The sequence below is a fragment of the Hyphomicrobium sp. genome (assembly GCF_035687085.1).
Lineage (GTDB): Bacteria > Pseudomonadota > Alphaproteobacteria > Rhizobiales > Hyphomicrobiaceae > Hyphomicrobium_B.
Genome location: NZ_DASRYS010000012.1, coordinates 1 through 12293, shown reverse-complemented (window position 1 = coordinate 12293; position 12293 = coordinate 1). Strand labels below are relative to the sequence as shown.

At 61.2% G+C, this 12293-nt stretch carries 15 protein-coding genes and 1 other RNA gene; 6 read left to right on the top strand and 10 right to left on the bottom strand.

The window, feature by feature from the left end; translation table 11 throughout:
* Window positions 1-84: 84 nt before the first annotated feature.
* The 3 genes from VFG26_RS09365 to VFG26_RS09355 form a co-directional block, all read right to left on the bottom strand.
* Entirely contained in the window at window positions 85-363 is a 279-nt protein-coding gene (locus VFG26_RS09365; RefSeq protein WP_325024579.1) for a YdeI/OmpD-associated family protein, read from the bottom strand.
* Window positions 364-448: 85 nt separating this feature from the next.
* Window positions 449-1525 (bottom strand): DNA polymerase IV, encoded by a 1077-nt coding sequence (gene dinB / locus VFG26_RS09360; RefSeq protein WP_325024577.1) that lies wholly within the window; start codon window positions 1523-1525, stop codon window positions 449-451.
* A gap of 56 nt (window positions 1526-1581) precedes the next feature.
* Window positions 1582-2439, bottom strand: a complete 858-nt coding sequence (locus VFG26_RS09355; protein WP_325024575.1) for a LysR substrate-binding domain-containing protein — start codon at window positions 2437-2439, stop codon at window positions 1582-1584.
* A 111-nt stretch (window positions 2440-2550) separates the two neighbouring features.
* Between VFG26_RS09355 and VFG26_RS09350 the strand changes: the two genes are divergently transcribed.
* Window positions 2551-3564, top strand: coding sequence for a bile acid:sodium symporter family protein (locus VFG26_RS09350; protein WP_325024573.1), 1014 nt, complete (start codon window positions 2551-2553; stop codon window positions 3562-3564).
* 67 nt (window positions 3565-3631) lie between these two features.
* Here VFG26_RS09350 and VFG26_RS09345 read toward each other — a convergent pair whose 3' ends face one another.
* The 3 genes from VFG26_RS09345 to VFG26_RS09335 all read right to left on the bottom strand — a co-directional run bounded on the left by VFG26_RS09345 (window position 3632) and on the right by VFG26_RS09335 (window position 5781).
* Window positions 3632-4066: an MgtC/SapB family protein gene (locus VFG26_RS09345; RefSeq protein WP_325024571.1), complete on the bottom strand. Its 435-nt coding sequence runs from the start codon at window positions 4064-4066 to the stop codon at window positions 3632-3634.
* A gap of 122 nt (window positions 4067-4188) precedes the next feature.
* Window positions 4189-4947, bottom strand: coding sequence for a type I methionyl aminopeptidase (gene map / locus VFG26_RS09340; protein WP_325024569.1), 759 nt, complete (start codon window positions 4945-4947; stop codon window positions 4189-4191).
* A gap of 105 nt (window positions 4948-5052) precedes the next feature.
* A complete protein-coding gene (locus VFG26_RS09335; protein WP_325024567.1) occupies window positions 5053-5781 on the bottom strand; it encodes a TonB family protein in 729 nt (242 codons plus the stop codon).
* Window positions 5782-6244: 463 nt separating this feature from the next.
* Between VFG26_RS09335 and VFG26_RS09330 the strand changes: the two genes are divergently transcribed.
* Window positions 6245-6811 (top strand): cytochrome P460 family protein, encoded by a 567-nt coding sequence (locus VFG26_RS09330; protein ID WP_325024565.1) that lies wholly within the window; start codon window positions 6245-6247, stop codon window positions 6809-6811.
* A gap of 23 nt (window positions 6812-6834) precedes the next feature.
* On the opposite strand, the gene VFG26_RS09325 is transcribed toward VFG26_RS09330, so the two are convergent.
* Window positions 6835-7458, bottom strand: a complete 624-nt coding sequence (locus tag VFG26_RS09325) for a class I SAM-dependent methyltransferase (protein ID WP_325024563.1) — start codon at window positions 7456-7458, stop codon at window positions 6835-6837.
* 258 nt (window positions 7459-7716) lie between these two features.
* Here VFG26_RS09325 and VFG26_RS09320 point away from each other — a divergent pair, with 258 nt between their 5' ends.
* The gene (locus tag VFG26_RS09320; protein ID WP_325024561.1) at window positions 7717-8214 is read left to right on the top strand and encodes a DUF4142 domain-containing protein; all 498 of its coding nucleotides are present in this window, start codon (window positions 7717-7719) and stop codon (window positions 8212-8214) included.
* A gap of 172 nt (window positions 8215-8386) precedes the next feature.
* Here VFG26_RS09320 and VFG26_RS09315 read toward each other — a convergent pair whose 3' ends face one another.
* Together VFG26_RS09315 and ssrA are read right to left on the bottom strand one after the other, a co-directional pair.
* Complete coding sequence (locus tag VFG26_RS09315; protein ID WP_325024559.1) at window positions 8387-9067, bottom strand: SspB family protein; 681 nt, start codon at window positions 9065-9067, stop codon at window positions 8387-8389.
* Between the two features lie 116 nt (window positions 9068-9183).
* Window positions 9184-9564: a transfer-messenger RNA gene (gene ssrA / locus VFG26_RS09310) on the bottom strand.
* 158 nt (window positions 9565-9722) lie between these two features.
* On the opposite strand from ssrA, the gene VFG26_RS09305 reads away from it, so the two are divergent.
* Together VFG26_RS09305 and VFG26_RS09300 are read left to right on the top strand one after the other, a co-directional pair.
* Window positions 9723-10508 carry a type II CAAX endopeptidase family protein gene (locus VFG26_RS09305; protein WP_325024557.1) on the top strand — a complete coding sequence of 262 codons (786 nt, stop codon included), beginning with the start codon at window positions 9723-9725 and terminating at the stop codon, window positions 10506-10508.
* A 43-nt stretch (window positions 10509-10551) separates the two neighbouring features.
* Window positions 10552-11346: a thymidylate synthase gene (locus VFG26_RS09300; protein ID WP_325024555.1), complete on the top strand. Its 795-nt coding sequence runs from the start codon at window positions 10552-10554 to the stop codon at window positions 11344-11346.
* A gap of 9 nt (window positions 11347-11355) precedes the next feature.
* Here VFG26_RS09300 and VFG26_RS09295 read toward each other — a convergent pair whose 3' ends face one another.
* Entirely contained in the window at window positions 11356-11835 is a 480-nt protein-coding gene (locus VFG26_RS09295) for a hypothetical protein (RefSeq protein WP_325024553.1), read from the bottom strand.
* Between the two features lie 155 nt (window positions 11836-11990).
* Here VFG26_RS09295 and VFG26_RS09290 point away from each other — a divergent pair.
* The coding region (locus tag VFG26_RS09290; RefSeq protein ID WP_325024551.1) for a dihydrofolate reductase at window positions 11991-12293 on the top strand (303 nt) is incomplete at its 3' end.

Here is a 12293-nt window from a genome sequence, read left to right as displayed (position 1 = left end):
TGTGATGTTCGAAGATACCTGAATCGCGGAAAGGTCAGCAATCGGACAAAAAGCCCAACTCATGCGCGAAATCGGCAAGCGTCCTTACCGGTGCTTGCAGCCCGGCCAACAGCACGGCCGCCGCTTACCGGCCTCAAGATTTGAACAACCCCATGTGATGCGGTGTGCCCGCGTTTCCGCTTTCTTGGCGGATAGGATCCAGCAGATCCATTCGTTGCGGGCGAGTGGCGTGATGTCTCGCCACGTCGCCAGTGCGTCCGCGTTTGCGCGTAGCGCAGCAGCCAGATCATCGGGCAGCGCGTGAACGACCCCGCCCTCGATTTCGGGATTCCTTTTGGACTTGGCCTTGGCGTGCTGGATCATGTCAGCCTTTTACCTGCCGAACCGCCGGCGCGTCATTCCCTAAGCAGACCATTGCGGAGATATTGGGATCAATATCACCGATGAACTATGCATCCAAAGCGAGATCGAGCTGGCCGTCGGTGTCGGAGGCGAATTTCGAGACGGCGACGCCGACGAGCCGAATGCCGGTCGTGACCGGGTAGACGGATCGCACAAGAGATAAGCTGATCTCGTGCAGCCGTTCGCGCGTCGCGACAGTTCCCGAGACCGTGCGGCTGCGGGTGATGATGCGGAAATCCGCGTATTTGATTTTGACGGTAACCGTCGCGCCGAAGCTTTGATTCTTCTCGCACCACGCCCACACATCGTCGGCCATCTCGCGGATGCCCGCTTCGATCTCGGCCGGATGAAAGCGATCTTCCGCAAACGTCGTCTCGGAGCCTGACGACTTTCGCGGCCGGTTGGGCTCGACGGGCCGGTCGTCTTCGCCGCGCGCGATGGCGTAATACCAGGCGCCGGACTTTCCGAAATTCTGCTCGAGAAATTCGAGGCTCTGCGCGCGCAGATCGGCGCCGGTGTGGATGCCGAGCGCGTTGAGCTTCTCAGCCGTCACCGGTCCCACGCCATGAAACTTTTTGACCGGCAGGCTGGCGATGAAGTCCGCGCCGCGCTGGGGCGGAATGACGAACTGCCCGTTCGGCTTGCGCATGTCGGAGGCGAGCTTGGCGAGAAACTTGTTGTACGAGATGCCGGCCGATGCCGTCAGGTTCGTCTCGGCGAGAATGCGCGCGCGAATTTCGGATGCGGTCTCGGACGCGGTCGGAAGCCCGCGCAGGTTCTCGGTGACGTCGAGATAGGCCTCATCCAACGATAGCGGTTCGATGAGCGGCGTGTAGGCAGCGAAGATCTCCCGGATTTGCCGCGAAACGGCGCGATAGACCTCGAACCGCGGCGGCACGAAGATGAGATCGGGGCATTGCCGCATGGCCGTCGTCGACGGCATGGCCGAGCGCACGCCGAAAGCGCGGGCTTCATAACTCGCGGCCGCAACCACGCCGCGCTTGGCCCCATGACCGACAGCAAGGGGCTTGCCGCGCAGCTCGGGATTATCCCGCTGCTCGACCGACGCATAGAAGGCGTCCATGTCGACGTGGATGATTTTGCGAACGGCGATGTCGCTCATGGGCGAAGCTTAACACGATCCATGGCGCCGAGAATTATTCGTCACCAGTGCTCGCCTCAAGGACTTCGAAACCGGTCGGCATTCGCAATGAGCGCTGCGCTCAACGCCGCGGCTGGGCTGCGATGATTTCTGTCCGCGGAGATGACGACGAACTCCGTATGGCCGAGATCGGGCAGTCCAGCTGAGCGCGGCAGCTCGGCGAGCCCGTCGACGATCAGATTGCGTGCTTGCACCACGACGCCAAGTCCCGCCATCGCCGCCGCTCTGAGCCCGCTCAGAGACTCGCAAAGGCACGCGATCCGCCACGGCCTCCCGGCCCGGTCGAGCGCCGCGATCGCTGCCGTGTGCCCGATGCTCGGCGGCGGAAACGTCACGAGCGGCAGCGGGCGGTCCGGGTCGGGTTGCCAGTCTTCCTGGCCGACCCAAACAAGCCTGTCGCGCCAAACGACTTTGCCCCGGCTATCGCCGCTCTGCCGTTTGGCGAGCAGCAGATCGAGCTTGCGCGCGTCGAACTTGCGATAGAGATCGCCGCTCAGGCCCACCGTCAGCTCGATGTCGATTGCCGGATGGCGCCGGCGGAATTCCCGCAGCACTTCGGGAAGCTGCGAGAGTGCGAAGTCTTCCGACGTGCCGAACCGGATTCTCCCGCGCAATTCGGTGCCCGCGAAATAGCGATCGGCGCGCTCATTCAGCTCGACGATGCCCTTCGCGAATTCCTTCAACGCGTTGCCGTCGACGGTGAGCGTGACGGAATGCGTATCGCGCACGAAGAGCCGCCGGCCGATTTTCTCTTCCAGCTTGCGGATGTGCTGGCTGACCGTCGACTGGCGCAACCCGAGCTGGCGGCCGGCTTCGCTGAAGCCTTTCGTCTGCGTGACGGCGAGGAAGGTGGCGAGCTGAGTTGGATCATACATGGGACATCTATCACGTTTCGTGATGACAGTAAGAGCGGCAATCGGGCTTCACAATGAACCAGAACCGTTCCACCCTCAAGCATCGCAATTCCACCGGCAGCAGAAATACTTATGCTCAATCGCCTTCACGCCCTCCGCCCCGACCCCTTCACACTTGCGATCATGACTGTGGTGGCCATCGCATCAATGCTGCCTGCGCGCGGGATTGCGGCCGAGTCTCTCGGGCATCTCGTCAAGGTCGTGATCGTCGTGCTGTTCTTTCTCTACGGCGCCCGTGTCCCCCGTGAAGCCGTGATTGCAAACCTCTCGCACTGGCGCTTGCACGCGATGATCACGCTGTGCACGTTCGTGATGTTTCCGCTGCTGGCGCTGCTGTCGGGCGCGCTCGTTCCTCACGTGCTGTCGCACGATCTCTACGTCGGCATCGTGTTCCTCTCCGTGCTGCCGTCGACGTTGCAAGCATCGATTGTTTTCACCTCGCTCGCGGGCGGCAACGTGCCGGCGGCGATTTGCAGCGCGTCTTTATCAAGCCTGCTCGGCGTCGTGCTCACGCCGGCACTGGTCGCGTTACTGCTCAACGGGAGCGGCGCCAGCGTGTCGCTCCAATCCATCGAGGCCATAACTGCTCAGGTTCTGCTGCCGTTCATCGCTGGCCAACTCGCGCGGCCATGGCTCGGCCGGTGGGCGGATCGCAACAAGGCGATGCTGATCTCAATTGACCGCGCTTCGATCCTGCTGATGGTCTACAGCGCCTTTAGCGAGGCGGTTGTCGGCGGACTCTGGCACCGGTTCGGCCCCGCGGACTTCTCCATCATCATCGCCGCCGACATCATTCTCCTGGCGCTCGTTCTCGTCGCGACGACGCAACTTGCCCGGCGCGCCGGATTTTCGCGCGCTGATGAGATCGCGATCGTCTTCTGCGGCTCGAAGAAGAGCATGGTGGTCGGCTTGCCGATGGCGAATGTTCTCTTCGCCGGCCAAGCGGTGGGCGTCATCGTCACGCCGCTCATGGTATTTCATCAGGTGCAGTTGATCGCCTGCGCGATCCTGGCCCGGCGCTACGCCGCCAGGCAGACTTCGCCCTCTTCTAGCGACGCGACCGTAAATCCCCTTCCGGCAAGATAGGGGCGTAGTCTGAGCGCGCGAGGCCGTTGGAGCCCCGCCTGCGCAACCGCGTCACCGCCTCAACGGATTATTCGTCGAGCTGGCTTTCCTTCCACTTTTTGATGTGGGGAATGCGCGGAACGACGATCGCGTAAACCGTCGCGATGACGGCGATCCCATACCAGCCGATGCCGATAGCCATGCCGATCGCGGCGGCAAACCAGATCGCCGCGGCCGTCGTCAGGTTCTTGATGCTGTTGTTCTCGCTCTTCAGGATCATACCGGCGCCGAGGAAGCCAACGCCGGAGACCACCTGAGCCGCGATGCGCGCAGGGCTGTTGGGGTCGGCGACCGTCGAAATGAACATGAACAGGCAAGCGCCCGCCATCACGAAGCAGTGCGTGCTGATGCCGGCAGGCTTGTTACGAAGCTCGCGCTCGACGCCAATAGCCGCGCCAAGCAACAAGCAAAGGGTTAGCTTGATGGCAAAATCACCCTCGAGGCCAGTCAGCCAACTGGTCATGCGTTCTTCCCGCTTTCAGTGTCAGTGATGAGTTGGATCACGTCTAGTCTCGGCCCAATCCGCTGTAAATGAGGCAACTCTGCGGGTGCTGGGCCGGACAGGAAGTAGCGGTCCCCAGAGAGCTAGCCGGGCAGCGTGACGACGAGGGGGCCGTTACGCGTGGCGACGACGGTGTGCTCGTATTGGACGGTCGGCGCGCACGGACTGCTGAAGAGCGTCCAAGCATCGCCGTCTTCGCCGCCATCTTCCGCCCACTCGGCGCCAAGCGAGAGAAACGGCTCAACCGTAAAGACGAGGCCCTCGTTCATGATCCGGCGCTCGGACGAAACCGGCCACGTCGCGATCTCCACCGGCTCTTCGTGCAGCGCATGCCCGATGCCGTGGCTGGCGAGATTCTGTACGAGCGTATAGCGGTTGCGGCGGGCGAATGCGCCGATCGCGTTACCGATGCCGCCAATCGGCTTGTTCGCGCCGACCTGCCGGATGCCGGTCCACATCGCGCGGCGCCCGTCGCGGCAGAGCCGCTCAATCCTTTGCGAGACAGGAGACACGGCGAACGATGCGCCCGTGTCGGCGAAGACACCATTCTTCTGTGCGGATACGTCGATGTTGACGAGGTCGCCCGCAGCGATCCGGCGGTTGCCCGGAATGCCGTGTGCGATTTCCTCGTTGACGCTGATGCAGGTTGCACCAGGAAAATCGTAACAAAGCTCGGGAGCCGATACGGCCCCTGCACGTTCAAGAAGCGCGCGGCCCATTTCATCGAGCTCGCCCGTCGTCATTCCGGGCTCGATGGCCTTTCCCATGGCTGCAAGCGTGTTGGCAACAACGCGGCCGATCTCCTTCAGCCGCTCGAGATCATCATCATTTGAAATGGTCATTCCGTATCCCGTAAAGTTTCGGGGACTACATACGCACTGAAGTGCGCTTCGCAAAGACGTTGTGCATTCAAATGTTCAGCGATTGAGGGAAATGCGCGGTTGCGGCTATCTGCGTGCGCGAGGTGATCCGCCGCCGGAAAGTATCGCTTCGAATGTGAATTGCTGCGTAAGTGAGATGGCTTTCGGGCTGACTTTTGGCGGTATGGGTGGAAAAGGCGCAGCCCGGTCGATCGCGGCAATAGCGGCATCATCGAGTATTTTGAAGCCTGAGCCGGATACGATTTCCCGCGACAAGAGCTTGCCATCGACGCCGATCGTAAAGCGCATGACAACGGTTCCGGAGCGCCGCGACGGCGGACTGACCTTTGTGCGCTCGACGTGCTTTTGGATCTGGCCAAGGTAGATACCGATCGCTTTCGCGTCGCCGCCGGTCTTCGCCGGGCCGGAGCTTTGCTGAGTAGAGGCCGCAGCTTGAGGCGGCCGCATCTCCTTGACCGGCGCGGCATCTGGCCGGGGTGGCGACGGCACCTCTCGCGTGCTGACCGCGACTTCCTCGACACTGCTCGCATCGGAGGAAATGACGTCGCGTAACTCCTCCGGCTTCACCTCGTCCGATTGGGGCGGCGGTAGAAGCGGGGAGACTTCGGCTGATTCGATCGTCTGCATGGCGTCGCCGAGATTCAAAAGCCCTTCGGTAGCGATGCCTTGCTCGACACGTACGATGTCCGTTCCTTGTCCGAGGTCGAGCACATCTGCGATGGATTTTCGCGATGAAGCCAGCATGAAGGTGCCGATCGCGGCATGGATCAGCAGAGACATCGATAATGCGACCAATCGCAGCCAGCTCATGCAGACGTAATGTGTTGTGCCCGTAGGGTGCAGATAATCGCACCTGCTGAGAAAAATGATTCCCTCTCGAAGCTAGATTGACGTGCGGCTTGCCACAACAGAAAGGGCCTTTCGTAAGCCGGGCTATTCCGAACGAACCGCAAGGCGTGCCGCATTTGCCACCACGCTTGACCAGCGGTGAAGGCCAGCGGCTTGGCGGCACGCCAAGCTCGTAGGTCGCTGGCTCATGCGATCGCCGTCGCCCGTAGCATTTCTTTTGGAAGGAGAGCGAATGCTCCTTTCACCGACGAAATGGAAGTCGGCTAAGGGATTGGCAGCTTGGGATGTGATCGCGGGCGGCGATGGGGTATATTTGATGAAAATTACCTTGTCCGCCTCTTTGGTTTGCTTTTGCCTATAGAAAAAGGCTTCTTTTCGGAAGGTTGAGCTGTAATCTGGAGGAATTGCGATGGCACGTACTTCATACTGGATGATGGCGATCGTTCCGGCGGTTTGTGCGGCCCTGGGTGGAGCAGCCATATCCGCGCAGGACAAGTACACGGTGCAAGTGCCGGGCGGGCTCTCGTTCTCGGAGTTCAGGGGTTACGAGGACTGGCAGGCCGTTTCAATCAGCAAAACCGAACACGCCTTCGCTCTAATTCTCGCCAATCCGGTGATGATCGAGGCCTACCGGTCGGGAGTTCCCGGTAACGGGAAGCCTTTCCCGGAGGGCTCAAAGATCGCCAAGGTCCATTACAAGCCAGTCAAAAGCGATGATGCTCCCGATCCGACGACGGAGTTGCCGGGCGAGCAGGCGAACGTCGATTTCATCGTAAAGGACAGCAAGCGGTTTACGGATCCGGACAGCGGCGGGTGGGGATATGCCGCGTTCAACTACGACACCGCGTCCGACACGTTCACGCCCGGGACGGAGAAAGATCCGGCGCCACAGGCGAACGACGCCAAGTGCGGAGTCGCGTGCCATGCGTTAGCGCAGACCAAGGATTACATTTTCACGTCGTATTCCCGGAGATAGATGAGATCGCGCGCAAATATCCGTCAGCCTGCGGGCACGGCGACGCCTCTGCAAAGATAGCCGACAGAACGTGGCGCGCCGCCGAGATAGTAGTGATCAACCTCGGGCAGCCGAAACCCGGCCTGTTCGAAGTTCGACGCGACGGGCCGGTTGAGATTGCAGCCAACGGCGAGGCGCTTCCATATCGGGTTGAGCCGATGCTGCCACGTCGCGACTTTCCCGTCGTGTGCCAGCCCATGCTCCAAGAATAGCACGCGGCCCGCGGGCTTAAGAACACGCCGTAGCTCTGCAAGAACGCGCATAGGGTTCTCGACGGAGCACAGCGTGTAGGTGACGACCGCGGTGTCGATCGAAGCGGCGGAGAGTGGCAATGCCTCCGCAGGCGCATTCATAATCTCCAGAGGCACCGGAGACGCCGCGTGCCGGCGTGAGCCGATACGAAGAAAATCGGAGCCAGGATCGACGCCAATCACGCGCTCCACGCGGGCCGGATCGTAGAGCGGCAAGTTGAGACCCGGGCCGATCCCGATCTCGAGCACAGTGCCGGAAGCGTACGGTACGACTTTCAAGCGTTCGGCCGTGATGTCCTGCATCGAGCAGAGGCAGCTCACGAAGCGCGGACCGATGTGGCGAGCGTAAAGACCCATGACATCCTCTCGTGAATGAATGGAGTTGGATCTGCTTTAGGGAAGCGCCGTCGACGGAGGTGTTCCAATGGTAACACATCCGCTGGGGCACCGGCCTTGACGAATTAAAGCTTAGGATGCTCACCGCGCTTATCCGTCAGACTTGGTATTCACACAAATCAATTGCCAAGGCGCCACGGCATCTCTTCGAACTCCGGGAACTTTGCAGCACCGCGGCGATTGCATTGGCCAAGCGGGCGGCCGTTTGGAGCAAAGAACATGTCGAAAAAATCAGTAAATGTGCTCGCTTTTGCCGCGCTCGCGGCGATGGTCCTGCCGTCAGCATCCTCCTTTGCGGACGATAAGAGTTTTCTCGAAGAGGCGATCAAGGGCGATAATTCCGAGATCGCGCTTGGGCGGCTTGCAGAGGCCAAGGGCGGCAACGAAGCGGTGAAACACTTCGGAAGGCAGCTCGTCAAAGACCACATGAAGGCGAAAAAGCAGGCGATGGCCGTCGCCAAGACCATGAATGTGCCTGACACCGAGACGCTCTCGGACGACGGAAAAGAGGAAGAGACGAAGCTCGACAGTTTGACCCGTCAGGACTTCGATAAGGAGTTCGCCGCCTACATGGTGAAGGATCACCAGGAAGACATTCAGAAGTTTGAAGAGCAGGCGAAGGGCTCGGGCAAGGTCGCCGAGCTCGCGAAGGAAACGCTCCCCACGCTCCGCAAGCACCTCAAGATGGCCGAGGAACTCCAGAAGAAAGCCAGCTAGTCACTGCGCGTGTTCTTATGCGATCGGCGGCCGGCTCGCGGCACGCGTGTCGCCAATCGCGAAGTGAAAGCTGATCGGCGGCCGGCTCGCGGCACGCGTGTCGCTGATCGCGAAGTGAAAGCTGATCGCGGCCGGCTTGCCCACAGGCACCCGGCCGCCAAGCAAAACCGGTTTATTTCTTCCGGAACTGATCCAGGCTCAGGATCTTGGCGCCGCCTTCAGGTGGCGACTGCTCATCGCTATCACCGGCATCGTCACCGTCCTTAGGCGCATCTTCTCCGGCCCGCGTTGCGGGTTCCGGATTGGGCGGCAGCGCATCGTCATTCTTGACGGCGGCGAGCGGCGGCGCGCCGGTCAGTCCGTCCTTGTCGCGAGGCTTGCGCGGCGTGCGCGGCTTCTTGGTCTGCGAGCGCGGAATATCGGTGACGTCACCGCCATCGTAGGCGGCATCGGCGGTCAGCGCCCGGGGCGCAGAAGCCTCGTCGCGATCGCTCGCTTCATCGTCGAATTGCAGCCCGTAGCGGACGCTCGGATCGATGAAGACTTTGATGGCGGCGAAGGGCACGACGAGCCTTTCAGGGATGCCGTCGAAGGTGAGCTTCACCTCGAACCGGTCTTCCGACACGATCAGATCCCAGAACCGGTGCTGGAGAACGATCGTCATCTCTGACGGATATTTTTCCTTGAGCCGCTTCGACAGGATCACGCCCTGGGCGCGCGTGTGGAACGAAATGTAGAAGTGGTGCTCGTCAGGCAACCCGGTCTTCACGACCTGCTGCAGAACTGCGCGCACGACGCCGCGCATCGCCTCTTGTTGCAGCTTTGCGTAATCTATGGACGGCCCCGATGCCATGCCTCAGCCTTCAATCGCTAAATTCCTCGTCTGACCTCTGAAATCAGATTTGCCGCCCCGTCAAGTCCAAGTGCCAGTCTAAGTACCGGACGACCCTGCGTGGGACGCAGTAAAGAAGTGGAGGGCTTCTGTTGCCCGGTGCCCTCCGGACCGCGCCTTACTCTGCTAGGAGCAAGGGCTTCAAGTTCAGGCTAGTCGCGCTGCATTACGCAGCGAGAGCGGCCTCAGCATAGTTGTCATTGGCAACTATTCTGTATGACCCGATAACGGTGGTATCATGCCGGGCAAAAGCTAAGTCCTTTACACCTTCGTCGATCCTATTTCGCCCCCAGCAGATGCCGCCTGTTCACTCGGAAGAGCCAAGGAAAGGCGGCATGTGGTGGAGGCGCCGGGTACCGCCCCCGGGTCCGATCGGCTTATTACGACCGCGTTTATCGCCATAGCTGGCCGAAGCCAGCCCTCCGAATATAGGGTGCAACCGCCGCGAAAAAAAGCGTTTCCGGAGGCTATCTTCGCGTCCGGGCGAAGAAATCTGTTCACCCGGGAAGGAAGTGGTCAGCCACGCCGCAGGAGAGACGCCGTATTAAGGCATTGTCAGCGCGTCCGGCGCGATGCTTTCATCGATATGCGCGAGGCGCACCGGAGAATGTAGAGAGTGAGCGTATCGTCGCAAGATAAGGTTCCGGTGCAAACCCGTGCGGAAATTTGGAAGGGCGCCGCGGTCGCAGTCGTCCTTGCCGTCGCAATCATCGCCGTGGCCAAGGCCGCAGGCGACGTGGCGGCGAAAGCCTTCGATGCCTGGAGCGGGATCAGAGAAGTGCGCGCCTTCAAGGCGGGCGAACCCGAAGCCCTGCTGACGGGCCGCGTGGCCTCATCGCTCTTCGCGTTCCAGGCCGTATCTGTCGCCTCGCTGCTGCTGCTGAACGCCTGGCGCCGGCGAAGGCCAGGCAGTCAACCCTTTCTGAAATTCGAAATGCCGCCCGGCGGCGTGAAGACGATCCTGCTCTCGATTGTCTCGCTGGCGGCGCTCGCCATGGCCTTCGCCTCATGCGTTTACGTCTTCAACCCGGATGCGCTGAAGCACGACCTGCAGCCCTTCGCGGAAATGATGAACTCGCGCGCGTGGTGGCTCATCCTGCTGGCGGCGGGCATCGGCGCGCCGCTCGCCGAGGAGTGCCTGTTCCGCGGCCTCTTGTTCGGGGCGCTGCGGCCGACGCCCTTGGGTTTTACGGGCGCGGCATTGATCACCGCCGTGACCTGGGCGCTGCTTCATGCGAATTACTCGCCCTACGGGATCGCCGCGATCACGCTGATCGGGCTCTATCTCGCCTGGCTGCGCGAACGGACCGGAGGCCTATTGACACCAGTCGTCTGTCATGGCGCCTACAACTCGATGATCATCCTGTTGATGGCCTTCTCCGGCGCCGGTGCGCTGGGCTGAAGGCGGGAAGATCGGCACGCCAGAATCGCTTAGTGCTCACCCCATGCAACAATATCTCGACCTGCTCGCCCGCGTGCGCACCGAAGGCGCAAAGAAGACCGATCGCACCGGCACGGGCACGCTGTCCGTCTTCGGGCACCAGATGCGCTTTGATCTGTCGGAAGGCTTCCCGCTCGTCACGACGAAGAAGCTGCATCTGAAGTCGATCATCGTCGAGCTGCTCTGGTTTCTGTCCGGCGCGACGAACACCGGCTACCTGAAAGAGCACGGCGTCAGCATCTGGGATGAATGGGCGGACGCGGAGGGCAACCTCGGCCCGGTCTATGGCAAGCAGTGGCGCAGCTGGGAAACGCCCGATGGCCGGACGATCGATCAGATCGCCAACGCGGTGGCTGATCTGAAGCGCAACCCGGATTCGCGCCGCATTATCGTGACGGCATGGAACCCCGGCGATTTATCGAAAATGGCGCTCGCGCCCTGCCATTGCCTGTTCCAGTTCTACGTCACGGACGGCAAGCTCTCCTGCCAGCTCTATCAGCGCTCGGCCGACGTATTCCTCGGCGTGCCCTTCAACATCGCGAGCTACGCGCTGCTGACGATGATGATGGCGCAGGTGACGGGACTGAAGCCCGGCGACTTCGTGCACACCTTCGGCGACGCTCACCTTTATCTCAATCATCTGGAGCAGGCGGATCTGCAGCTTTCTCGCGCGCCGCGCCCGCTGCCGCAGATGAATATCAACCCTGCCGTCTCCTCGATCTTCGATTTCAAATACGAAGACTTCGAGTTGACGGGCTATGACCCGCATCCCCACATCAAGGCGCCGGTGGCGGTCTAGACCAGCGGGCTAACGAGTGCTCGATGTGACGATCGGCTGAGGTTGGGCATCCGTCATGACCGCTTGAATTTCCTCTGAGCCTTTGAGAGGGACGACCGCTGTTACGATGTCGTTATGGTCGTAGGTCACCTGGGCGCTCAACTGTCTTCCGCTGAAATATCCCTCGGTCGGAGTTCCGACTGCTTCCCAAAGCCCGAACGTAGCAACGTCCGCAGCGCCATGTAGAATGGCGCGACCTGCCTTCACCCCGCCATTGTAACCCTGTGTGAAGCTGAAGATATCGGTGCGAACGCCCCGCTCGACCTGAGTGCTTACGGGCGGTCCCAACTCAGCAATCAATCTCGCCCGCGGTTGGCCGGCAGACAGAACTGAAAGGTCCTTCTCGCCGGGTTGGGTCGCGGCCATGTAGACGGCGCAGCCGCTACCCGCAGTGACGGCCCAGAGACACGTGGTGGCGACCGCCCACCCGTAGAAGAAGCCCCGTCGCATTTCGCAGCCTTCCCCGTTATCCCATTTTTGACATAACGGTAGGACGTGTTGCGCGTAAAGAGAAGTTGCCGAAGAGCTTGATCCCAGGAAATCGTCGGATCCCACGTTCATTTCCCCGGTTTGATTCTTCTGCGCGCCGTTGCTATGCGAGCGGCATGAACGAAATCACAGTCTCATTTGTCGTCGCCGTCTCCGAGAACGGCGTCATCGGCCGCGATGGCACCCTGCCGTGGCGGCTCTCCTCCGACCTCAAGACCTTCCGCCGCCTGACGATGGACAAACCCATCATCATGGGCCGTAAGACCTTCGAGTCGATTGGCAAGCCGCTCGACGGCCGCGACAACATCGTCGTGACGCGCGATCCCAACTTCGAAGTCCCAGGCGTCTCGACCTGCGATACGGTGAGCGGCGCGCTGACGCTCGCGCGCATTCTGGCGACGACGCGCGGCGTCGATGAG